The organism is Lactobacillus sp. UMNPBX1, assembly GCF_002554085.1.
Lineage (GTDB): Bacteria > Bacillota > Bacilli > Lactobacillales > Lactobacillaceae > Lactobacillus > Lactobacillus crispatus.
Map to the genome: position 1 here is coordinate 16,419 of NZ_PCZI01000017.1, position 23,874 is coordinate 40,292.

At 35.6% G+C, this 23,874-nt stretch carries 18 protein-coding genes, 3 pseudogenes and 1 riboswitch; of the genes and pseudogenes, 16 read left to right on the forward strand and 5 right to left on the reverse strand.

The genetic code is table 11. The annotated features are described in order from the left end of the window. Nucleotides 1–8 precede the first annotated feature (8 nt). On the forward strand, nt 9–1,406 hold the full coding sequence (gene hslU / locus CP352_RS08540) for an ATP-dependent protease ATPase subunit HslU (RefSeq protein ID WP_005722328.1): 1,398 nt from the start codon (nt 9–11) through the stop codon (nt 1,404–1,406). A 238-nt stretch (nt 1,407–1,644) separates the two neighbouring features. Here hslU and CP352_RS08545 read toward each other — a convergent pair whose 3' ends face one another. Further along, entirely contained in the window at nt 1,645–2,874 is a 1,230-nt protein-coding gene (locus CP352_RS08545) for an IS110 family transposase (RefSeq protein WP_089143583.1), read from the reverse strand. 360 nt (nt 2,875–3,234) lie between these two features. On the opposite strand from CP352_RS08545, the gene CP352_RS08550 reads away from it, so the two are divergent. The 3 genes and pseudogenes from CP352_RS08550 (at nt 3,235) to CP352_RS08560 (ending at nt 5,850) form a co-directional block, all read left to right on the forward strand. After that, nucleotides 3,235–4,131 carry an aldose 1-epimerase family protein gene (locus CP352_RS08550; RefSeq protein WP_005720244.1) on the forward strand — a complete coding sequence of 299 codons (897 nt, stop codon included), beginning with the start codon at nt 3,235–3,237 and terminating at the stop codon, nt 4,129–4,131. 17 nt (nt 4,132–4,148) lie between these two features. Next, nucleotides 4,149–4,874 (forward strand): annotated as a pseudogene (locus CP352_RS08555) (aldo/keto reductase). 283 nt (nt 4,875–5,157) lie between these two features. After that, nucleotides 5,158–5,850 (forward strand): hypothetical protein, encoded by a 693-nt coding sequence (locus CP352_RS08560; protein ID WP_089143128.1) that lies wholly within the window; start codon nt 5,158–5,160, stop codon nt 5,848–5,850. A 96-nt stretch (nt 5,851–5,946) separates the two neighbouring features. Here the strand turns inward: CP352_RS08560 and CP352_RS08565 are convergent, their stop codons facing one another. Next, nucleotides 5,947–6,762, reverse strand: a complete 816-nt coding sequence (locus CP352_RS08565) for a phage integrase N-terminal SAM-like domain-containing protein (RefSeq protein ID WP_013086325.1) — start codon at nt 6,760–6,762, stop codon at nt 5,947–5,949. A gap of 161 nt (nt 6,763–6,923) precedes the next feature. Beyond that, nucleotides 6,924–6,984, forward strand: a riboswitch (Fluoride riboswitch). Between the two features lie 42 nt (nt 6,985–7,026). Between CP352_RS08565 and CP352_RS08570 the strand changes: the two genes are divergently transcribed. From CP352_RS08570 to CP352_RS08585, 4 genes and pseudogenes are all read left to right on the forward strand, one after another. Further along, entirely contained in the window at nt 7,027–7,425 is a 399-nt protein-coding gene (locus CP352_RS08570) for a CrcB family protein (protein ID WP_005727168.1), read from the forward strand. Continuing rightward, nucleotides 7,422–7,799 (forward strand): fluoride efflux transporter CrcB, encoded by a 378-nt coding sequence (crcB, locus tag CP352_RS08575; RefSeq protein WP_057727015.1) that lies wholly within the window; start codon nt 7,422–7,424, stop codon nt 7,797–7,799. The genes CP352_RS08570 and crcB overlap by 4 nt, the downstream gene beginning before the upstream one ends. A 10-nt stretch (nt 7,800–7,809) precedes the next feature. Beyond that, nucleotides 7,810–8,040, forward strand: coding sequence for a hypothetical protein (locus CP352_RS08580; protein WP_057727014.1), 231 nt, complete (start codon nt 7,810–7,812; stop codon nt 8,038–8,040). Then, nucleotides 7,971–8,810: pseudogene (locus CP352_RS08585) on the forward strand (amino acid permease); the annotation flags it as partial. The gene CP352_RS08580 and the pseudogene CP352_RS08585, both read left to right, overlap by 70 nt. 101 nt (nt 8,811–8,911) lie before the next feature. Here the strand turns inward: CP352_RS08585 and pepV are convergent. Beyond that, nucleotides 8,912–10,318, reverse strand: coding sequence for a dipeptidase PepV (gene pepV / locus CP352_RS08590; protein WP_089143129.1), 1,407 nt, complete (start codon nt 10,316–10,318; stop codon nt 8,912–8,914). Nucleotides 10,319–10,504: 186 nt separating this feature from the next. Between pepV and CP352_RS08595 the strand changes: the two genes are divergently transcribed. Then, entirely contained in the window at nt 10,505–11,011 is a 507-nt protein-coding gene (locus CP352_RS08595) for a pyridoxamine 5'-phosphate oxidase family protein (protein ID WP_005720258.1), read from the forward strand. 47 nt (nt 11,012–11,058) lie between these two features. Here the strand turns inward: CP352_RS08595 and CP352_RS08600 are convergent, their stop codons facing one another. Then, entirely contained in the window at nt 11,059–12,531 is a 1,473-nt protein-coding gene (locus tag CP352_RS08600) for an APC family permease (protein WP_089151062.1), read from the reverse strand. Between the two features lie 232 nt (nt 12,532–12,763). On the opposite strand from CP352_RS08600, the gene CP352_RS08605 reads away from it, so the two are divergent. The 6 genes and pseudogenes from CP352_RS08605 to mmuM all read left to right on the forward strand — a co-directional run bounded on the left by CP352_RS08605 (nt 12,764) and on the right by mmuM (nt 22,608). Next, complete coding sequence (locus CP352_RS08605; protein ID WP_089143130.1) at nt 12,764–14,851, forward strand: putative ornithine decarboxylase; 2,088 nt, start codon at nt 12,764–12,766, stop codon at nt 14,849–14,851. 10 nt (nt 14,852–14,861) lie between these two features. Then, nucleotides 14,862–16,121, forward strand: a complete 1,260-nt coding sequence (locus tag CP352_RS08610; RefSeq protein ID WP_089143131.1) for a methionine gamma-lyase family protein — start codon at nt 14,862–14,864, stop codon at nt 16,119–16,121. A gap of 119 nt (nt 16,122–16,240) precedes the next feature. Further along, on the forward strand, nt 16,241–18,010 hold the full coding sequence (gene recQ, locus CP352_RS08615) for a DNA helicase RecQ (RefSeq protein ID WP_089143132.1): 1,770 nt from the start codon (nt 16,241–16,243) through the stop codon (nt 18,008–18,010). Between the two features lie 80 nt (nt 18,011–18,090). After that, nucleotides 18,091–18,543: a flavodoxin gene (locus CP352_RS08620; protein ID WP_089143133.1), complete on the forward strand. Its 453-nt coding sequence runs from the start codon at nt 18,091–18,093 to the stop codon at nt 18,541–18,543. A 410-nt stretch (nt 18,544–18,953) separates the two neighbouring features. Next, a pseudogene (locus CP352_RS08625) lies at nt 18,954–21,467 on the forward strand (excinuclease ABC subunit UvrA). A 151-nt stretch (nt 21,468–21,618) separates the two neighbouring features. Then, entirely contained in the window at nt 21,619–22,608 is a 990-nt protein-coding gene (gene mmuM / locus CP352_RS08630) for a homocysteine S-methyltransferase (RefSeq protein ID WP_057727053.1), read from the forward strand. 255 nt (nt 22,609–22,863) lie between these two features. Here mmuM and CP352_RS08640 read toward each other — a convergent pair whose 3' ends face one another. Further along, nucleotides 22,864–23,496 carry a phosphatase PAP2 family protein gene (locus tag CP352_RS08640; RefSeq protein ID WP_061204700.1) on the reverse strand — a complete coding sequence of 211 codons (633 nt, stop codon included), beginning with the start codon at nt 23,494–23,496 and terminating at the stop codon, nt 22,864–22,866. A 184-nt stretch (nt 23,497–23,680) separates the two neighbouring features. Between CP352_RS08640 and CP352_RS08645 the strand changes: the two genes are divergently transcribed. Further along, nucleotides 23,681–23,874, forward strand: a 194-nt coding sequence (locus CP352_RS08645; RefSeq protein ID WP_180707493.1) for a transposase, incomplete at its 3' end; no start/stop codon positions are given.

The window sequence follows — 23,874 nt, forward strand, 5'->3', positions numbered from 1 at the left end:
TGAAGGAAATGGCTATTAAGACCCCAAAAGAAATAGTTAAAATTTTAAACGAATATATTATTGGCCAAGATGAAGCTAAAAAATCAGTTGCGATAGCTCTTTACAACCGTTACCGTAGAATGCAGTTATCTAAAGAAATGCAACGTGAAGTAACGCCTAAGAATTTATTAATGGCTGGTCCTACTGGTGTAGGTAAAACTGAAATTGCTCGTCGTTTAGCTGATATTGTAGAAGCTCCCTTTGTTAAAGTAGAGGCAACGAAGTTTACTGAAGTAGGTTATGTAGGACGTGACGTTGAATCAATGGTCCGTGACTTGGTTTCCGAAGCCGTACGAATGGAAGAAAAGGACCAATTTGCTCGTGTAAAGACTCAAGCAACTAAAGAAGCAAATAAAGAATTGGTTCGTTTGTTAGCTCCAGCAGAGAAACATGAACGTCGTGAAAATCAAATGCAGCAAATGCAAGATATGATGTCTATGTTGATGGGAGAAAATAATCGCGAAGAAGATCATGAAGAGGATGTTTCTGCTGATGTAAGAAACAAACGAATGGATGTGGCTGAAAAGCTAGCTAAAGGCTTACTTGAAGATCACGAAGTTACCATAGAGGTAGAACAAGCTCCTAAGGCCAACCCAATGAGTGACATGATGGGTCAAATGGGGATGGATATGGGCTCAATGCTTAGTGATCTTATGCCTAAGAAAAAGGTTAAGCGTACTTTATCAGTAAAAGAAGCACGTGAAGTTTTGATTCAAGAAGAATCACGTAAGTTAGTTGACTATGACGCTATCTATCAACATGCTATTGAAAGAAGCCAGAATAACGGAATTATCTTTATTGATGAAATTGATAAAATTATTGCTGGTAATAAACGTAATTCTGGTGAAGTTTCTCGTGAAGGTGTTCAAAGAGATATTTTACCAATCGTTGAAGGCTCAACTGTAAATACAAAATATGGCCCAGTTTCAACTGATCATATTTTGTTTATTGCTGCAGGTGCCTTTGCTGAAAGTAAGCCTAGTGATTTGATTCCAGAACTTCAAGGACGTTTTCCAATTCGGGTTGAACTTAACGCTTTAACCAAGGACGATTTTGTCAAGATCTTGAAGGATCCACAAAATTCATTGCTTAAGCAATACATTGCTTTAATGAAGGCAGATGGCATTAAGTTAGTCTTCACCCAAGAAGCCGTTGATAAAATTGCGGAGATTGCCTTTGATGTTAACCAAGGCACTGATAATATTGGTGCTCGTCGACTTTCAACTATTCTTGAAAAGCTCTTAGAAGACGTTCTTTACGAAGGGCCTGATATGGAAATGGGTGAAATCACAGTTACTGAAGCCTATGTTGAAGATAAGTTAGGCGATATTATTATGAATAAAGACTTAACTAAATTTATTCTCTAATTGATCAAAGAATCACGAATGAAGCATTCAATTCAAAGTTTGAATGCTTTTTTTCTACCCAAAGTCAAGTATTATCAATGATTTAAGAAAATAAATTTACTTGTTTTAATGATGCGAATAAGGTTAAAGCAAATAAGAGTTTAAATTTAAGAAAAAGCGAAAGTACCACAAATAAGCCTATGAATACTTGTAGTTTTTCCATAGGTTGCTTATACTTAAGTTGATTATTTGATTTCAGCTAAAGTCTTTTATTTTTGGTGGCTATGTTGTAATCATATAATTGATCATGTTTGATAAGAGCAAACATTGTGCGTATCAGTTTATGGACTGATGCAATGGCGATTTTCTTATAGCCTTGGCTATTTGAAGATCGTTTTTTCTTGTCATAATAATCAGTTATATGGCAAGGCTGCGTAGCCTTTACCGTCTCCATTTGAGTAATAACTCGATAAAGTATTTTTCTGGCAATATGATTGCCATGCTTGGTAATGCCAAGAGAACTGTCTTTTTCACCAGATTGGTACCTTCCTGGATCAATGCCAACAAACGCATCAATTTGAGCTGAAGTGCTAAACCGTCTTAGATCACCGAGCTCTGCTACTAATCTCACTGCCGTAATTCTAGCAACCCCTGGGATACTCAAATAGATGGATAAAGCACGAGCGTTTACTGCTTTAGCCAGCTTTTCCATGTAGTTAATTACATAGTCGCGTTCTTGCTGGAGTGAAAATAAATTAGAAATGTTCCTTTGAATAGCTCTAACGATAATACTATCTTTGGAATCATAAGGATAAGCTTCTCTAGCAAAAGCGTATAATCTTGTGGTTAAGTACCGTGCCCTTTGTTGTCCTATTCCAGAAATAGAATTAAGCATTTGAGTTACCTGTGTCTCATTCTTTTCTAGAACATATCCAGCATGTGGGAAAAGACTAACAAGCGCCCAATAAATTCTGCCAGATGGATGAGACAGTATTTCTTCAATTTGTGGGAAAGTGGATTGGAGGTTGCGGTGCAATTGATTTTTAGTAGTAACTATACTCCTAGTAAGTTCTTCATAATAGCGACTGGCATTCTGAAGTTCATGATACTCTCTGGGCTGTGGATCACGCAGCTTTTGCGGGGCATTAAATTGAATTAAAGCCAGGCGATAAGCATCTACCTTATCAGTTTTATTATGGCGTAAATTATTGTCCATTAGCTTTTTCGCTTTAAGCGGATTAAGCTTCAAATACTTAATATGATAATCCTCTAAGAAAGCTTGCAGGCTTAGAGAATAAACACCAGTAGCTTCGAAAACAACTAAAGGAGTTATCAAATATTGGTTCAGTTGCTCATAAAGTTTTTGATAGCCAAAGGAATCATTAGAGATTCTAAAAGATTCGCCTTGTTTGATCCGGTCATTAACCACACAAACTGTGGAAGATTTACTGCTAACATCAATACCGAAAATAATTTGTGATTCCATAATATAACCTCCGCTGTGAAGATAAACCTCTTTATCAACCTATTAATTCTAATTTTCTAAACACGGCATCTAAGTGCCCACAGACTTCGAAGAGACTTAATAATAGGTGGTAAAGCAGTCCGTTTCTTTTACGACATCAAGTGTCTAAAAAGCTGAAGACTTGATTTGCTTTATCTTCACTTTCTATTTTAGACAAAATAAAAAGTACCAGATCGTGAATCCGTCGATTCATGATCCAACACTAGGTTAGTATGTTTCTTTTGTTTTTATTCTGGCTTATTGACGCATTAATGTTAAAATATAAATAATTAAGCGATTACATTATGATTTTTAACTGTTTGATATGTAGAGGGAAATTTAGTTATGGATTACACAATCAAGAATAATATGATCGAAGTAGTGATTTCGGATCACGGAGCTGAAGTTCAGAGCGTTAAAGGAGCTCATACCGGTGAAGAATATATGTGGCAAGCTGATCCAGAGATCTGGGGCAGACATGCACCTGTACTTTTTCCAATTGTAGGGCGACTTAAGAATGATGAATATAAGTATCAAGGTAAGACCTATCATATGGGTCAGCATGGTTTTGCCCGTGATTGTGATTTTGAAGTGGAGAATCATACACAAGAAAGTATCACGTTCTTACTGAAAGATAATGAAAAAACGCGTGAAATGTATCCATTTAAATTTGAATTCAGAGTTAACTATAATTTGATGAATAATTTATTGGAAGAAAACTTTAGCGTAGTTAATAAATCAGATGAAACTATGATTTTTGGTGTAGGTGGCCACCCTGGATTTAACTTACCAGTAAATAATGGGGAAGAGAAAGAAGATTATTATTTCGATATGCATCCATCTATTGCTAGGGTAAAAATCCCACTTAAAGGAGCATATCTTGACTGGAATAATCGTTCTCTAGCTTCGACTGATAGTTTTATTGGTTTAAGTGATGAGCTATTTAAAGATGATGCCTTGATTTATGAATTACATGGTCATGACAATAAAGTATCTTTGAGAACTGATAAGAGTAAATTCCACATCAATGTTTGGACTAGAAATGCACCATATGTTGGCATTTGGTCACAATATCCAAATACCGCTAATTATGTATGTATTGAGCCATGGTGGGGAATTGCAGATAGAGAAGATGCTGATGGTGAGCTAGAGCACAAATATGGTATGAATCATTTGGAGCCAGGTAAGGAATATCAAGCTGGATTTAGTATTACTTATCACTCTGCATCTGATCCTGAATAAAATATTGAGGAATAAAAATAAAATATTTAACTTTTAATAACGGTGTAAAAACTCCAATCTTTGGCTTTGGAACATGCAGAAGTAGGCAATGCTATTAACAAAAGCGGCATTAAACGTGAAGACATTTTTTTGACCACTAAAGCGCAAACAAGTGGTTATAGAGAGACGAAGAAGGGGATTGATGAATCGTTAATTCGCGCCCAGCAAGACTATTTTGACTTAATGATTATTCACTGGCCTATGTCTGATAGTTTAGGTACTTACCAGGCACTTGAGGAGGCATATCAGGCGGGAAAGCTACGTTCAATTGGACTGAGTAACTTCAACCATGATCAAGTAAATGAAATTATGAATAATTTCGATACTAAGCCAGTAGTTGATCAAATTGAAACGTCTGTCTTTAAGCAACAAAAGAAAATGCATAAATATTTAATTGAAAATAATATTGTACATGAATCTTGGTCACCACTCGGTGAAGGATGAAGGCTTTATTTAATGACCCAACCTTACTTTCTTTGGCTGAGAAGTATAATAAGACAGTGCCACAAATTGCGTTACACTTCTTGGTACAAGAAAATATCATGACTATTCCTGGCTCGACGAATCCGTTACACATGAAGGATAATTTGGATATTTTTGATTTTGAATTTACTGCTGAAGAGATGGAGACATTGCGTGGCCTTGATCAAAAACGTGGTATTGGTGGCTGGCCTGCAAGTATGGACCAAGAATTAGATTATTAATTAAATAAGCATCCCTAAAACGATCTTTTATGGCGTAGGGATGCTTTGTCGTCAAATTTTGTTCATATATTGCATGATTTTTACAAATATTGCAGAGAAATCTAGATTTATTAAAAATATTTCCAACTGTTACGAAAAAACATTTTTCTTTAATCATTGTGTGATCTGGCTGTGATGGAACTGCAACTCGAAGCAGGTATTATATAAAATGTCAATTGCAAGAGAATAATAAAACAAAAATGACGAATAGTAATTGACGTTTTAATTTAAGGAGAGATGTTTTTTGAAAACTAAATCTATTTTAACTAAGACTATTGCTGTTGCTGCTTTATCACTTGCAGGTATTGGTGCAATCAATCAACTAGATAATAATGAAGCACAAGCTGCCGTTGTGCAAAATGATGCAGTAGTGTATACAACTATACAAGCTACTACCGTTTATAATAACTATGAAAATCCAGTTGCAACTGGTCAAACTCTAGCTGCAGGTACTAACTGGAAGATTATAAAAACTGCTTATGATTCAAAGGGACAGAAGTGGTATGATCTTGGCTTAAATCAATGGGTATTAGCAACTAATTATACTACTAGCCAAAATACTCAAGCTAGACAAGAAAATACCTACACTCAAACACAAACGCCAGCTCAACAAACTACACAAGCTAGCCAAAGTCAAAGTTCATACACTTATTCAAATGTGAACTATACACCTAAGACGACAACAACTAGTTCATATTCATCAACCGCAACAGGTTCCGAAGCTAGTGCAAAGGCATGGATTGCAAGCAAAGAATCTGGTGGCTCATACAGTGCTAGAAATGGCCAATATGTAGGTAAGTATCAACTTTCTTCATCTTATTTGAATGGTGATTATTCAGCTGCTAACCAAGAACGTGTAGCGGATAATTATGTCAAATCTAGATATGGCTCTTGGAGCGCTGCTAAAAGTTTCTGGCAAGCAAATGGCTGGTACTAATAGATAACTCCAAGTTCTGACTAAGATAGATTTGTTGAAATTTCACCTTCAACAAACAAAGACGACTACTCGAAATGGGTAGTCGTTTTTGCTTGTTTATTTTTTTAATTCAAATTTACTGGTTTCTACATAGAGTGTCATATTTTTACGGTAGTAATTTAAAGTTTTCATTGAAAGATGTAATTTTTCAATATAATCCGCTTCTGTTAATTTTGAATTAGACAAAACAGAGTAGACATAAGACATCCGAAGCTTATGTGTAGTTAATGGCATGCCGACTATTGAACGGTCAGGGGCAATTTTTTGGTTAATATTAAAATCAGAAGCGTAATGTTTACCATCGCGGCGAGCAAACAGATAGGGATTATCGTTATTGGCAAAATTAGTGTGATTTTGGATATATTCTCTGACATCATTTTCTTTAACTTTTGCCAACAATTCATTTACATGCAAAATCATAATTTCTTTTGGCTTAAAACCACAAGCAATAGCAGCCATCATCTTGATAGTTTCAGGATGAATATTTTTTATTTGAATTAATTCTGATAAATAATTTTCCCAGCCAATAACATAGTGTTGCTTACGATTGAAGCGATTACCACGTAAAGTGAGCAATGGATAAGTAATGATGTAGCCATATTCATTCAAAAAAACAAAATACATCTTTATGTGACTAAGATATTTATTTACTGTATTACTTTTCATATGGAGTTTATTTTCAAGTGAATCTAAAAAGTTACGTATATCTCCAGTTGTAACATTTTCTACATTTGCTTCAGTAGCATCTAAACTACCAGAATAATAATCCCAAAAAGTTGAAATTGAAGAACAGGCTAGAGAAATAGTTGAATCGGCTAGTTTCTTTTGTTGTTTACAGTAAATGCGAAATTTATCTTCATATGGAAAAGTCAAGATTGAGGCTCCTTTCAAACATTCGTTAAAAATAATTATACATTATTTCAAGCACGTTGTTACTAAATTTTTTATTAAATAATCAAACTGCGTGTCGCTTTGCGACACGCACACAATACAACTTGCCAACCAAACAGAAAAGTCGTATGATGATAACTGTTAACTGAATAGGCGATGACGTTCGCCATTAACCGAGTAAAATCTAATGACGTCTACTTTATCCGATAGGGGTAGAGTAGACGTTTTTTTGTGGGAGGAATCTGTTTGAATTCAAAATTTATTAATTACATTAGTATCGCTATTTTCGCCTTTTTTGGTGGTATGGCACGTGCTGGTTTAAATGCAAACTTCAGCTATTATGGTACTTTTTGGGGTAATGTCATAGGTTGCTTTTTATTAGCGTTTTTCACCTACTTTTTTATTGAAACTAAAGAGATTAGGCAGTGGCTTGTAGTTGGATTAGGTACTGGCTTTGTAGGTGCATTTACTACTTTTTCAACTTTTAATCTTGATGTTTTAAAAAATATGCAGGCTAATTTGCCAATCGAAGCAGTAATTTATTACTTTAGCTCAATTATTTTTGGCTTTGTTTTTGCTATGTTAGGAATGAAAATTGGTAAAAAAGTTGGTCAATTAGTAAGAAAGGAAAGGAATACACGATGAATTTTTTGCTTGCAGGAATTGGTGCATCAATTGGAGCTATGCTTCGTTATGCTATTACTAATTATGGTAAAAAGCATTGGGAATGGATTGGTAATAAATTTTCTAATTTACCTACACCGACTTTGTTTATTAACTTAACTGGAGCACTAATTTTAGGCTTGATTTTTGGAATTGGTGCTAACACTTTTATTTATGCATTACTAGGAACTGGAGTAATGGGTGGCTATACAACCTTTTCCACTATGAATACAGAATTAGTTGAGCTTTATAAGAGTAAAAATTATCGTGGTCTTGTATTCTACGCGGTGTCATCATATTTGGGTGGCTTGGTTCTAGTTTATTGCGGCTATTATTTAGGAAATTTACTAAAATAATGTTGACAGCATGAAAAAAATGGGTTTGCTTGAACAGATTAAAAATAAGGGATTAGTCCTAGATGGTGCAATGTCGTATGAATTGGAAAAACAAGGCGTAGATACTAATAATAAATTATGGACCGCAACAGCTTTGATTGATCAGTTGAGCAAAGTTTATCAAGCACATTGGGATTGGTTAATTTTTATAAAAATGGCTGGTTCCCCAACGGCTGGGGTGGAGTATTTACAACAATGCTAACAGTAAACTTTGCTTTTTCAGGAACTGAGCTTATTGGCATTACGGCTGGTGAAGCAGAGAATCCTCAGAAAGCTATTCCTGAAGCAATTAGGACAACACTTTGGCGTTTAATTGTCTTCTTTATTGGCTCAATTGTAGTTATGGCTGCATTAATTCCTTATCATACGGCTGGAGTAACTCAAAGCCCATTTGTGTATGTGCTTGACCTAATTCATGTGCCATTTGCTGCAAATATTATGAACTTCGTAGTTTTGACTGCAATTATTTCTGCGGCCAATTCAGGTTTGTATGCTTCAACTAGAATGCTTTGGTCGTTGGGCAACGAAGGAACAATTCCTAAAGCATTCACCAAAACTAATAAGCGTGGTATTCCAGTATTGTCATTAGTAGTAAGTATGTTAGGCGGAATTTTCGCTTTGATTTCTAGTAAAGTTGCTGCCTCGACGGTTTATCTAGTATTAGTTTCTATTTCTGGATTAGCTGTTGTATTCGTTTGGACGGCGATTGCATGGTCAGAATTGAAGTTTAGAAGGGCATTTTTAAACTCAGGTCATCAACTCAGTGAATTGAAGTACAAGACCCCATGGTATCCTGTAATTCCATATTTTGCATTTATATCAAGCCTGCTTTCTTGTGTGTTAATCTGGTTCGATCCAACCCAAAGAGTAGCATTGTACTATACAATTCCTTTTGTAGCTATTTGTTACTTGGGACATCATTTTTGGCTAAAATCTAAGAAAAATAATGAAGAAGTTTTATTGGAAAAATAAAAAAGTCACTAGTGATATATGACACTAGCAACTTTCTATAGCTTATATACTGCATTAAAACAAGATCAGTATATAAGCTTTTTTGATACATGTAAAAATTTTTATTCGGCGTCCTTGGTCAATTCATAGATAGCTTCGGCATAAATCGCAATTGAATTAATTAGGTCATCTACCTTCATATATTCATTTGCTTGGTGCATAACCATTGGAGCATCTTCAGGTTGAGCGCCATATGCAACTCCATGCTTAAATAAACGCCCATAAGTCCCACCGCCGATCACGACTTCATGACCTTTATTACCAGTCTGGCGTTCATAAACTTTGAGCAAGGTTTGAACTAATGGATCGTCTCCGGGTACATAATGAGGTTCTTCAAATGAAGCAAAACTTGGAGTTAAGATATCACCAAATTTTTCTTCAACTTGCTTAACCATCTTATCTGGATCAGTACCTTGAGGATAGCGAATATTATCTTTCAAAACAGCATTTCCATCTTCCTCGTAGTCAAACATTGATGGAGCACTTGAGAGATCACCCATCAAGTCATCATGATGAGCAACGCCTAATTTTTTGCCGTTAAAGTCTTCATGTTCAACATCGGCTAAGAAATGAAGCCAGCTTTTATCGCGACCAGCAAAATCAAATTGATCTAGAAATACTGCCAAAAATGTAGCCGCATTTCTACCAACTTGAGGTGCAGATGCATGGGCACCTTGACCAGTTAATTCAATCTTAGCTTCATCGCCCTCAATAGTGAATTCGCCTTCAAGTTTATTATCTGATAAAAACTTAGTATATTTTTCCTTCATTGTGGCTAAATCACTACCAACAATAGTTGCATATGCCTTTTGAGGAGTTACGTTTTCGGCAATGCCGGCCTTGAATGACTTAAGGATTACTGATCCCTTTTTATTGTCATCTTTAAAGGTCATGGTCAGGGTATAGATCCCTTGTTCACCGTTGATAATTGGAAATTCGGCATCAGGTGAGAATACTTGATCAGGGGTTGGCTCATGTTTTAGGTAGTAATCAATGCCAACCCAATTAGTTTCCTCATTGGTTCCCACAATAAAATCAATCTTTTTCTTAGGTTCAAATCCAGCTTCTTTAAGTAAAAGCATGCCATAATATGCAGCTAGGGCAGGACCTTTATCATCGGCAGAACCTCGACCAATGATTTTACCATCCTTAATTAACATTTTAAAAGGATCAGTTACCCAGCCGTCACCAGCTGGAACCACGTCCATGTGGCCAATAATGCCTAAACGTTTTTCACCAGTACCATAGTCGACACGGCCAGCGTAATTGTCAACATTTTTGATATGGAAACCATCACGCTGTGCAAACGATAAGAATTTCTTCATTGCCTTAACTGGACCTGGACCAACAGGATACTCTTCGGAAGTATTATTCAAATCCTCAGATGAGTCGATTGCGATTAATTCGTCAAGATCACGAAGAATGTCGTCCTTTTTGGCTTGGGCCAATTTCTTATAATCTAAATTCATATTCTGCCTCTTTTCTTATTTTTTGTTAGCTAAAATTTTACCAGAAAAATTAATATTAAACAATTATACATTTAAAATGGGAAAATAATGAGCATTAAAGTTGTTTTTAGTTAATCGTGTCATGTACACTATAAGAAATAATATAGATAAAAATTACAGAAAGTATATAGAAACGGAAAGATTATTATGAGACAACATGTTCCTGAACTCGATCGCAATTTAAGTAACGACGAATTCCTAGATCTAATCGTTGATTGTTTCCATTCAGTAATTTTTGGTACCGTTGATCAAAATGGTGATCCACATACCAATATTATCGATATTGACTTTAATGAAGATGGTCGTCTGATTTTTGCAACGACTAATCAGAAGTCATTTTATCGCCATATTAAGGGACACAATAAAGTTTCAATTACCGCTTTGCGCGGAAGAGAAACTCTCACTAGCATTGGTTTCACTCTAGAAGGCTATGTTGATGAGGTAAGTCCACAATATTTAGAACGAATTTATAAAATCAAACCACAAATGCATCATATTTATGCTAATAAAACTAAAGATATGAACACTTTACGAGCTTTTGCATTAACACCAATTATTGGTTCTGTTTATGATTTACGGTTTGATCATGTTTTTCAAAAACAATTCGACTTTGTTAATGTTCCTAGTAAGATGCAGGTTGAAATCTTAGAATAATAAAATAAACATGCCTCGATTTTCGAACTGATCGAAGCATGTTTATTTTATATATTCATTTCTTTACGTTCTTCGCGTTTTCTTAAGTATGGTAGTAAGAAGCCTAAGCCAAAGAGTACGATAACTGTAATAATATTCATAATTAATTGGTGATTAAAGGCTGCGCTACCGAATGTTGCTTCTGCTTCTTGAGGAATAAATCCTAAAGTAGCACAGATAAAGGTAAAGATTAAGCACCACCAGCCCATGATAAGGGCACCAGTCTTATTTTTAATGAAGACATAATCTGAGTGGAACTTCTCTTGGTGCATCCGTAACATAATGAAAGCGAAGAATACCCAACAAGTCTTGTATGGGGAAATAATACCATTGATATTTAAAAGCCAATTGTAAATTGAATTAATATTTGGCAAAGTCCCAGTAAGTAAAAGCAAGAATAAGGCTAAACCACAAGTTAAAGTGTACGAGTGAACTGGACGACCTGTTTTGTCTTTTTTCCCAGTTAACCATTTTGGCATGAATTTGTCGGCAACGTCACCGGCAAAGACACGACTTGATGCATCAAGTAAAACTGCTAATTGGGCCATCATAAAGAGGGCTTGAACAACAGCAAAGATGTACATTAATACTTTGCCCCAACCAAGGCTTTCGCCTAGTAGTTGAAATGCATAGTAAGGTCCGTTCATCTTGAAATCATGTGGAATATGATGAGCATTGAAAAACATTGCTAAAGCCAAAGTACCGAAGATAGTCAAGAATCCAGTCATCAAAGCCAACATCCACATTGCTTTAGGAAATTCGTGTTTTGGATCGCGCATTTGCACAATGTAAGGAGCAGCAAGTTCAGCACCGGACATAGCAAAAATTAATAATCCGGTGGTAGAGAAGTAACGCAAACTAAATGATGGTTTGAATGCACCCCAGTTAAATGGTTGCGTGGCAATATGATGACCATGCATTACTGCCCAAACAGCAAGTAAAACAAAGAGCATGGACATGATGAACATTGCACCACCACCGATTAATGAGAGCAGTTCAAGTGAATTCTTAATGGCATTTTCAATCAAGATAAAGACTAAAATGATTACGAAAGTAAGAATTCCAAACCAGAAAGTAGACATATGCTTGTCTAGCGTGTTGTTTCCTAGAATAATCCAGGAGAATGACACGATGACTGAGTTAGAAACGTCAACTAAGTATGGTACAGTTTGAACCCAATACATCCAAGAAGTCCAGTAACCGAGAGTGTCATTAGATGAATGACGTACCCATGATGCTAAACCTCCGGCCTGATCTGTAAACGTTAATCCCATTTGACTGGACATAAGAGCATAAGGAATAACGTAGGCAAATAAAAGGAAAATCCAAGATACAACTACAGATAATCCTTGGTTTTGAAATGGATAGAAGATGTTTTCAAAACTGATGATAGTAACAAAGTCGATTAATGCGATGACCGGCCAGCTCATATAATGTTTTTTGCCGGGTTCGAAATTGACTGTTTCGATTGTTTCTGACATAAAAAATCCTCCAAGTTAAGCTATTTTATCGTTGTGTTGACATAGCTGTTCTCGGAGGCGAGCAAGGCAAATGCACTTGTTAAAAACCTCCAATATTTATATAATAATTTCAGCTGTAGCGTATTTTAAGAAAGAATGCAAAAAGTACGCTATACTGTAGAAAAATTATAAAGACTTTTTAAAGTTTTGCAATATGTAAAACGGTTTCGTGGACAAAATGGAAAGAAAAAGGATGGATTTTTTGAAAATTGCCATTGGAAATGGCGTCAATGTTAATAAGATGAAAGGTTGGTCGTCAATTCCAATTGGCGATGTACAAAATAGTGCTGAACTTGTCGCAATTGTTGTCAAAAATGATGATGCATTAGGAATAAAACAAGCAGAAGCTCTAAGAGAACAATCTGGCTTTCCGATTCCATTGATTAAAGTAACTGATCAGGTAGATGAAGACCAAGTCACTCAGAAAGCTACAGAATATGAAAAGCAAATGGTGCCAGGCTTTTTGACCGACTTGATCAATTTTGCTCAAGCAAAACCAATTTCATTTACTACACCGGGTCACCATAATGGGCAATATTATGACAAACATCCTGCCGGAGTAGTTTTTAATAAGTTCTTTGGTAAAAATCTAATGTTTGCCGATACAAGTGATACTGTTCCTCAATTAGGGGATACAATGACGCATGCTGGAACGCCACTTAATGCAGAAAAGAAAGCTGCTAAAACTTATCATGCAGATAAGGTTTACTTCTGTACCAACGGAACGACTTCAGCTAATTCTATTTGTGCAAGTGCACTTTTATCTGAAGGCGATCTAGTTTTATTTGATCGAAATAATCATAAATCTTTGTATAATTCTGCCTTGGTAATGAGCGGAGCAAAGCCGGTCTACATTCCAACTGATCGAAATGCACTTGGACTAATTGGAGAAATGGATCCAGCCTTCTTAACTGAAGATAAAATTAGAGCTGAAGTAGCTAAGATAGATCCGGCAAAGGCAAAGGCTAAGCGGCCATTTAGGTTAGCAATCGTACAAGCAGAAACCTATGATGGAGTCTTTTATGATGCACAGTGGATTATTGACCGAATCGGTAAACTTTGTGATTATGTTCTGTTTGACTGTGCCTGGGGCGGCTTTGAAGAATTCGTGCCAATTATGAGACATTTATCACCACTTCTACTTAACTTGGGTCCTGATGATCCAGGTATTTTGGTTACTCAGTCATTACATAAACAGCAAGCAGGTATGGCTCAAGCGTCACAGATTCTAAAAAAGGATGCTCATATTAAAGGACAAAAACGATATGTTGATCATAAGCACTTTAATCATGCTTATCTGAAGTTTGTTACTTCCAGTTATGCATACCCACTTTATGCTTCATTAACAGTTAATTCCTACGTTACTGCTGGAGCAGGAAATAAAAAGTGGTGGGATCAAACTCTGCGAATGGGAATTGAATGGCGGAAAAAACTACTCAAAAAGTCTAAGCTATTTAAGCCATTAGTTCCTGACAATTTTGCCGAAATTTCGACTGATGAATTGGCTACCAATGCAGAATATTGGGAAATGGGACAAAGTACGGATTGGCACGGTTTCCGTAAAATGGTTCCAGGCGAAGCAATGATTGACCCATTGAAGATTACGGTAAAAACTCCCGGGATTGATGTAAAAAATGAAAAGTATGAGAAAACGGGTATTCCAGGCGCGGTAGTGGCAGAATACTTAATGGAAAATCATATTATTCGAGCTAAAAATGATTTGAATTCATTGTTGTTTTTACTTACACCGGGAGATAGTCAAGCAGAACTAGATACTTTACTTGAAGCTTTTTTAAGTTTTGAAAAACACTATCTAGAAGATGACTTAATGAAAGATGTTTTGCCGGTTTTATATAATGAGTATCCAAAGCGTTATCAAGGCTATACCCTGAAACAGTTGTGTCAAGAGATGCATGAGTACTATCAGGAAAATAATACTTTTGTATTACAGCAAAAGCTATTTTCTAAATCAGGGATGCAAGACTATCAAATGACACCAGCTACAGCTGATCAGCTTTTTAAAAAGGATCAAAATGAACTGGTCAACCTAGAAAATGTTGTTGGAAGAATTGCTGCCGAAGGAGCTTTGCCGTATCCACCAGGAGTTTTCATTGTTGCACCTGGTGAAAAATGGGGAGTAGTAGACCAAAAGTACTTTGAAGTCTTGGCGCATGCTATTGAAAAGTTTCCTGGTTTTGTGCCAGAGATTCAGGGAGTATATCTGAGCGAAAATAATAATGGTAGTTTATGCGTACAAGCAGAAGTAATCAAAAATAAATAGGGAGTTAAAAATGAGTTTTTCTTGGAAAGAGAATTTACCAAAAGAGTTAAGCGATAAAGTGACTAAAGTTGAATCAATGATTCAACCTCGTCTAGAAGAAATTGATGAACAAGTTTTGTATAATCAACAACGTGTATTGGACCTATTTAGAAAACATCATGTTGGTGAAGAAGATCTAGTTCCATCAACAGGCTATGGTTATGACGATATAGGTCGTGATAAAATTGAGGATATTTATGCCGATTATTTTAAAACAGATGATGCTCTAGTTCGTCCACAATTTGGCTCAGGTACTCATGCAATTACAGTTGGTCTTTTCAGCATGCTTCGCCCAGGGGATACCCTTTATTATTTAACTGGAACGCCATATGATACCATTCAAGAAGTAATTGGTCTTGCTGGTAATAAGCCCGGTAACATGAAGGAATGGGGAATTAATTTTAAGACTACTGAATTGAAGAATGGGGAAGTAGACTACGACCAAGCTAAAAAAGATATCATGGATCCTTCAATTAAAGTAGTGGCAATTCAAAGATCATTAGGCTATGCAACTCGTAAGACTTTTACTATGGCTAAGATTAAGCCAATGCTTAAGTTCATTAAAGAAGTTCGTCCAGATGTTAATATTTTTATTGATAATTGTTATGGAGAATTCTCTGAATGTGAAGAACCAACTTTTTATGGTGCTGATATGATGGCTGGTTCCCTTTATAAGAATGCTGGTGCAGGTCTAGTAAAAGGGGGAGCTTTCTTAGTTGGGCGACAAGACTTAATTGATGGTGCTGGTTCACGGTTGACAGTGCCAGGAGCTGGAAAAGGTGAAGGCGCAACTTGGGGTTATTTGCGCGATATCTACCAAGGATTCTTTATGGCAGCTCATACTACTGGTGAAGCTCAAAAAGGTATGGTCTTTACTGCAGCCTTATTAGAAGAAATGGGGATGCAGGTTTCACCTAAGTGGAGTGATCCACGTAGTGATATTGTTCAAACTGTTACTTTTGGTGAGCCTGATCCGATGGTAAAATTCTGTGCGGCTATTCAACACTATTCACCAATGAATTCATTTGTTGACCCAATTCCATATCATCAGGATGGTTACGAAGATGAAGTTGTTATGGCTTCGGGAAGTTTTGTTGAAGGATCAACAATTGAGCTTTCTTCTGATGGCCCTTTACGTGAACCATACATGCTTTATATTCAAGGCGGTTTGTCCTATGCTCATGATAAGATTGCGATTACTCATGCAGTAGAAGAAACATTTTATAAGTAAATTTAACTCTAAAAGATTCACATTTTTCTTTATTTAAAAGTGTGAATCTTTTTATCTTGTTTGGGGTAAATTGTTAATTTAGAATAAAAAGTAGCAATTTAACTAGTTAGGATAAGTTTATGAATCCAGAAGAAGTTTTAAAAGATACATTTGGCTATACAAATTTTCGCCCAGGTCAAAAACAAGTAATTGATTTAGTTTTAAAAAAGCAAAATGTGTTAGCGGTTATGCCAACCGGTGGCGGAAAATCAATGTGTTATCAAATACCAGCTTTGATTAATTCTGGTGTAACTTTGGTTATTTCACCATTAATTTCTTTAATGAAAGATCAAATTGATAATTTAAAGCAAAATGGAATTAATGCGGCAGCATTAAATTCTACTACACCGCAAGAAGAGGTTAATCCAATTTTACGTCAGGCATATAAAGGCAAAATTAAGTTAATTTATATTACACCTGAGCGTTTAGCGATTGATTATTTTAGATATCAGTTAAATTTTTTAGATATTGATCTAGTTGCTGTCGATGAAGCACACTGTATTTCACAATGGGGACATGATTTTCGACCTGCTTATCGTCAATTATTAGATGGAATCAATTCACTAAAAAGCAGACCAAATATATTAGCTTTAACAGCGACAGCCACGCCTGCGGTTCAAGATGATATTTGTGAACAATTGAATATTCCCAAGGAGAATATGATTGTTACCTCTTTTGCTCGCCCTAATATATCGTTTAAAGTGGTCAACTCACCACAAAATACTCCATTATATATTTCAGAATATATTAAGGCACATCAGGATAAAGCAGGGATTATTTACACTAATACACGTAAAAAAGTTGAAAGTTTGACAGATTATTTGGCTAAGAAAGGAATCTCTGTTGGTGCTTATCATGGTGGAATGGATTCTTCAGAACGAAGTCAAGTACAGGAAGCTTTTCAATTTGATGAATTTCAAGTAATTGTTGCAACTAATGCTTTTGGAATGGGGATCGATAAAAGTAATGTCAGATTTGTGATTCATGCCTCAAGTGCCCGTAATATGGAAAGTTACTATCAAGAAGCAGGTCGGGCAGGCCGTGATGGGGAAGAAAGCGAAGCGATTTTAATCTATCATCCTGGTGACTTGCGTCAATATCGCTACTTTATTGATGAATCAGATGCGGATGATAAATATCGAGAACTGCAATATCGTAAGTTGCAAACAATTACTGATTATGCTAATACTGGTGAATGTTTGCAGCAATTTATCGTCCGTTATTTTGGTCAAGATTGTCCGCCATGTGGCAAATGCTCAAATTGTCTAAATCAGGATGAATTGACTGACATTACCATTGATGCTCAAAAAGTGATTAGTATGGTTTATGAACTAGATGGTCGCTTTGGAAAAACGATAGTTGCTCAATGTTTGATTGGCTCAAAAAATCAGCGCATGCAAGAAATGAATGCTACACAATATAAGTCTTTTGGCTCTCTAAGAATGAAGCAAAAAGATGCTATAAGCTTGATTGACTATTTAATTGCTTCAGGTTATCTAGAAGTTGAAGGTAGCAAATATCCACTAGTGCATGTAACTAATCATGGGTGGGATATACTAGATGGCAAAACTGTAGTCAAACGGCGAATTGCTAAGATTTCAGTAACTACTACTCATGCTGGTGAAGAAAGTGATACTTTATTTGAAGCTTTAAGACAAAAGCGTTTGGAATTAGCTAAGCAGCAAAAAGTACCAGCATTTATGATTTTTTCAGATCGCTCTTTGCACGATATGGCACAAATTAAACCACAAAATGAAAGTGAATTTTTAGAGGTAAGTGGTGTAGGGCAAGCGAAGATGAAAAAGTATGGTCAGGCTATGATGGAAATAATCAAAAGAAAAGGAAAATAGCTAAAATAATAATATTAAAATATTGGTCAAACCGGTCTTTTTTTATTACAATAAATCTAAATGAAAGAAGGACTATATTTATGGCTAAAAAAACATTAATTATCTATTATTCTTGGGAAGGCAATACCAAGAACATGGCTGAAAAGATTAACGGCGAAATTGAAAACAGCGAATTAAAGGAAGTAACTGTTGCTCCTGACGCTTTTGATTCAGATATGTACAAGACCAACGATATTGCTCTAGATCAAATTCAAGGTAAGGTTCCTTATCCTGAAATTCAAATGGATGATATCGATTTTAATAATTATGATTTGATTTTAGTCGGTAGCCCTGTTTGGTCAGGCTATCCTGCAACTCCAATTAAGCCATTACTTGAAAAGATGAAAAACTACCGTGGTGAAGTTGCATCATTCTTTACCTCAGCAGGCACTAACCATAGGGCTTATGTCAGTCACTTTAAAGAATGGGCTAATGGTCTGAATGTTGTTGGTGTTGCACGTGATGATAGTGAAGTCCGCGATTGGGTTAAATAATTAACCTTTAGAATATTAAAAATCAGTACAAACTCCGTGTTTTGTACTGATTTTCTTTTGTATTTTAAGAACAAAAATAAGAGTTACAAAATGTAACCCTCATTTCTTATTTATGACACGAATCAAGCGCCGTTACGCATGACTCCTAGCTTGATAGGTGTCTCTAAATATGTGGTATTTTTATATCTATCAAAAGAAAAAACAACGGTTTCTTTAATCAATATCACAACAACACCTCATTTCTATGTCTTTTAAAAAGTAAGCGCTTACTTTATCTACTTATAATATATCATATAACACATATTTTTAATAGTAATTTTGTCATAATTTTCCAAAAATTGGTTTGCTTGTTGGTAATTCATGATTATAGATTAAAATAGATAATGACTAAATATAGAAAGGGATATTTAATGACGATTCCAACGAAAATTGAAGTTCGTGGTGGACGAGTACATAACTTAAAGAATATTGACGTTGACATTCCTTTGAATAAATTTGTAGCAATTTCAGGACTGTCAGGCTCAGGAAAATCATCACTAGCAATGGGGATTCTTTATGAAGAAGGTTCAAGACGCTATCTTGATGCTCTGTCAACTTATATGCGTAGGCGAATTAAACAGGGAAATCAGGTTGATGTAACTAGCGTCAAACATATTCCCTCCGCATTAGCTTTACGGCAGCGTCCAAGTGTACCAAATGAGCGAGCTACAGTAGGAACCATGAGTGAGACTTTTAATGTTTTACGCTTAATTTTCTCTCGTTTGGGTTCTCCAGTTTGTCCTAATGGACACCGCTTGAAGCCGAGTTTGGCAATTGCAAAGGCAATGAGTATGTCAGGTGAGCAAATGGGACAATTAACTTGTCCAGTCTGTGGTGTAAAATTTTATGCACCAAGTGCCGAACAATTTGCTTTTAATTCAGATGGTGCATGTACTGAGTGTGGCGGAACTGGTAAGGTACGGCAACTAGATGAATCTAAACTGATTACGGATGAAAATTTGTCAATTAAAGATGGTGCAGTTGCATCTTGGAGCTTGCCAGGACGGAACTTTATGCCTAACGTTGCAGAACATGCTGGTGTTAGGATCGACATTCCTTATAAAGATCTTACTGATAAAGAAAAAGATTTTGTCTTAAATGGTCCTGAAAAGAAATATAAAATGGACTTTTTATCAGGAACTGGCAGGGTATTTCATGATTTTAATGCCTTATATGAAAATGCTCGGCAAGCTGTCTATCGTTCAGCAAAGAGTAGCAAATCGGAACGTGCGCAAAAAAGAATAGCCGAATTCTTTACTTATTAGACTTGTCCAGTTTGTCATGGTAGTCGTTTGAAACCAGAATTGTTACAACAGCTGGTCGGTAAGCAAAATATTAATCAGGTGGCCGAAATGCAGTTAGGTGATTTAGTTACCTGGGTTAAAGATGTGCAAGCAACTTTACCAACTAATATGCATAAAATGGCTCATTCGATTATTCAGGAGTTTTTGGATAATTTGCAACCATTATTAGACTTAGGGCTAGACTATTTGACTATGGCTAGAAGTGGAAATACCTTATCGACAGGTGAATTGCAACGAATTCAATTAGCAAGAACATTACGTACTGAAACTACTGGAGTTTTATATGTCTTGGATGAGCCTTCTATTGGTCTCCATCCTGCTAATGTTGCAGGATTAATTAAGGTTTTACGAAAATTAGTTGCTCAGGGCAATTCATTAGTAGTTGTTGATCATAATGTTGACATTATTAAAGCAGCTGATGAGGTAATTGAGATTGGACCAGGTTCAGGTAAAAAAGGTGGTCAGATTTTGGATCAAGGTTCAATTACTGCAATCAAACATGATCAGCATTCTTTAATTCGACCATATTTGGATGGCAGTGCTAAGCTACTTGCCAGAGAGCCAGCCAATCAAATAAATTCCGATTCTATTTCATTTGAAGTAAAGCAATATTTTAATTTACATGATGTAAAAACTAAAATCCCACTAAACCAATTAACTGCAGTAACTGGTTTTTCATGTGCCGGTAAAACTAGTTTGATTTTTGATAGTTTAGTGCCCGCTATTATAGCAAAAAGCAAAAGTGAAAAATTGCCAAAACAAATTAGTAGCTTTTCTAGCCCAATTTCAAATGTAGTAAGTGTTGATGCATCTCCAATTGGTAAAAGTACTCGGTCAACTGTAGCAACTTATACTTCAATTATGGACAATTTACGAAAGTTATATGCTAGTCAGCCACTCGCTAAAAAGAAGCATTATACGCCAAGTTGGTTTTCATATAATAATAAACAAGGAGCTTGTCCTACTTGTGGTGGTACAGGAATTGTGACTCTTGACATCCAATTTTTACCAGATATGCAATAAGTCTGTCCAACCTGTCATGATGATCGTTATAATCAAGATGTACAAAAGGTGAAGTGGCATGATCTGTCAATTGTTGATGTTCTAAATCTAGATGTTAATGAAGCTCTACCGATTTTTGTTAAAGTGCCTAAGATTGAACGAGAGCTAAAATTGTTAAAAGAAGTAGGCTTGGATTACTTACATTTGGGAGAAGATACACCAACTTTGTCAGGTGGAGAAGCTCAGCGCCTTAAACTTGTTACTCATCTTAGTCATAAACAAAATGATACATTGTTTGTTTTCGATGAACCTACGATTGGCTTGCATCCTCTTGACGTGAAGGTTCTGGTCCAAGTAATGCAAAAGTTGTTAGCTCAGGGAGCTACCATTATTACAATCACTCATGATTTAAATTTAATTGTCAATTGTGATTACATGATTGATTTAGGCCCACGTGGTGGTAAAAACGGTGGTCGGATTGTCCAAGAGGGTAAGCCTTTAGAATTAAAGCAAAAGCCTGAAAGTTTAACGGCACACTATTTGGCCAATTATTTACATGATTTCGAAAATCTATTTTAATATTATATGAAAATAGAATTAAATAAATTTATAGCAAACTGTAGCTAAAAAAATAAGACATAGGAAGAAATAATATTTGAAGCAGATCTAAGATTAATGTAATATTAAATATAAATTAACTATCTACTCAATTTATATTAAGGTGAGAAAAATGAATTTGCTCAAACAGATCCGTGATCGAGGATTAATCTTAGATGGTGCAATGTCTACAGCTCTTGAGAAGTTAGGCATTGATACAAATAATGAACTTTGGACAGCAATTGCATTAGAACATAATCTTGCTCAAATTTATCAAGTACATATGAATTATTTTAAGGCTGGAGCCCAGATGGCAATTACTGATACTTATCAAGCAAATATCCCAGCTTTTGAAAAACATGGTTTTACACAAGACCAGGCTACTAAATTGATTACTAATGCAGTTCAAATTGCCAAAAAAGCCCGTGATGATTTTGCAAAGACAACGGGAATTCATAATTATGTAGCGGCTTCAGTAGGACCTTATGGTGCATATTTAGCTCAAGGGGATGAATTTCGCGGAGATTATTCTCTAACAACGGAGGAATATCTTAATTTTCATTTACCACGATTGAAGATTTTATTGGCAAATAAACCTGATTGTCTCGCACTTGAAACTCAGCCTAAATTGGATGAAGTTGTAGCAATCTTAGATTGGTTAAAGGAAAATGCTCCGGAAATTCCAGTGTATGTAAGTTTTACATTGCATGATACAACTAAAATTAGTGATGGCACTCCTTTAAAGCGGGTAGTGCAAAAGCTTAATGAATATGATCAAGTATTTGCGATTGGAGCCAATTGCTTTAAACCATTTTTAGCAACTGCAGTGATTGATAAAATTCATGATTTTACTGATAAACAAATTGTCATTTATCCTAACTTGGGTGGCGTTTATAACGAATTTGAGCGCAATTGGATTCCATTTAATGCAAAATTTGATTTTAAAAAGTTAAGTCAAGAGTGGTATGAACATGGTGCTAGAATAATAGGTGGCTGTTGTTCGACTACCGAAAAAGAAATTGGCCAAATTTCCGCCTTTTTTAAGACAATTAACAATACTAAAAGCAAATCAGTTAAATCAGAGCTAAAAAAGGTTAAAAATGATAGCAATATACAAATTTGATTTTTAAGAATTCATATACTTTTTTTAAAATTTATCAAGTAAAAATCTTTATCTTTTTATTTTTATTTGATATTATAGTAGCGGAGCGTGTGATGAGCGCTCCGAGGATGAAAAGGCTAAGCAAGATGTTTCTTATGACATCTGCTGATAGGAAGAAATTTGAAGGTGTAGAAAAGCCATTAAGGACATTTTCCTTAGTGACTTTTTCTTTTTGCCCAAAATAAATAGCCGACTTATCGTCGACTATTTTTAATCTTAAAAATTATTTTTGTCTGTTTGTGGAGTAACTTTATCCCAAATTGCATCTACTAAGCCAATCCACATTAAGCCCATAGCAACTGAGCCGCAAACATCACTTGGCCAGTGAGCGTAGAGATAAACTCTTGAAATCATTACTAAAACAAGCCAAATAGCTAATAAAACAGTGAGCCAGATTTTAGCAGTTTTATTTTTAACTAAAGCTGGAATCAATATTAGTATTAGCCAGAAAACAATGATCGCCATTCCTAATGTGTGGCCACTAGGAAAACTGAAACCATCATCAGCAGCTAAGTGAGCAGCTGGTCGTGCCCGTTGGATTATATGTTTAACAATCCAACCAAAAGCATCAGCTGTAACTAGTGAAATGACAATACTTGCCGAAAGAGGACGCTGCTTTTTCAGCCAAAGAATGACTGCTATCAACAGCATCCAAACTAAGTCAACTTTAGTATCTGCTAAAAATGTAATTGCATGCATAATGCTCTGCAGATTAGGAATACTGTGGACTAAGCCTTCAAAGAAATTGTCAAAGCCAGTAACCCAACTTGCATGAGCCATAATAGAGAATGCAAGAATCAAAAAGATCGGTAATCCGATACAAATAGAATAAATATTTTTTTTGCGCATTTTTTCCTCGTTTATACTTATTTTTATAACAATAATGAGTTTATCATAGAATATGGAGACTGTAAAATAGTTTGTGTAAGGATGAATGATTCCTTAAATTTATTTCTTTAAACATTAGAAAAAGGAGTTCCTTTCTCGTATGATTGGTTTGAACAAAAAAACATACAGAAAGAAGAACTCCTTCATGAATGATTTTACCAAAGATTTTGCTCAAGCTCTATTCAATCCAGACAAAATAAATGATTTATTGCGCAAAGAGCTACAACAGGCTGTTAATAACTTGTTAGAAGCTGAATTGACTGCCTTTCTGGGCTATGATCCCTATGCCAGAAATGGCTGGAATACTGGCAATTCTAGAAATGGTGCTTATTTCCGCAA

Coding starts and splice junctions, on each gene's coding strand:
- CP352_RS08610 (WP_089143131.1), top strand. CDS start 14,862: ATGAGTTTTTCTTGGAAAGAGAATTTACCAAAAGAGTTAAGCGATAAA.
- CP352_RS08620 (WP_089143133.1), top strand. CDS start 18,091: ATGGCTAAAAAAACATTAATTATCTATTATTCTTGGGAAGGCAATACC.
- CP352_RS08600 (WP_089151062.1), bottom strand. CDS start 12,531: ATGTCAGAAACAATCGAAACAGTCAATTTCGAACCCGGCAAAAAACAT.
- CP352_RS08580 (WP_057727014.1), top strand. CDS start 7,810: ATGAAAAAAATGGGTTTGCTTGAACAGATTAAAAATAAGGGATTAGTC.
- CP352_RS08550 (WP_005720244.1), top strand. CDS start 3,235: ATGGATTACACAATCAAGAATAATATGATCGAAGTAGTGATTTCGGAT.
- crcB (WP_057727015.1), top strand. CDS start 7,422: ATGAATTTTTTGCTTGCAGGAATTGGTGCATCAATTGGAGCTATGCTT.
- recQ (WP_089143132.1), top strand. CDS start 16,241: ATGAATCCAGAAGAAGTTTTAAAAGATACATTTGGCTATACAAATTTT.
- CP352_RS08595 (WP_005720258.1), top strand. CDS start 10,505: ATGAGACAACATGTTCCTGAACTCGATCGCAATTTAAGTAACGACGAA.
- pepV (WP_089143129.1), bottom strand. CDS start 10,318: ATGAATTTAGATTATAAGAAATTGGCCCAAGCCAAAAAGGACGACATT.
- hslU (WP_005722328.1), top strand. CDS start 9: ATGGCTATTAAGACCCCAAAAGAAATAGTTAAAATTTTAAACGAATAT.
- mmuM (WP_057727053.1), top strand. CDS start 21,619: ATGAATTTGCTCAAACAGATCCGTGATCGAGGATTAATCTTAGATGGT.
- CP352_RS08605 (WP_089143130.1), top strand. CDS start 12,764: ATGGATTTTTTGAAAATTGCCATTGGAAATGGCGTCAATGTTAATAAG.
- CP352_RS08640 (WP_061204700.1), bottom strand. CDS start 23,496: ATGCGCAAAAAAAATATTTATTCTATTTGTATCGGATTACCGATCTTT.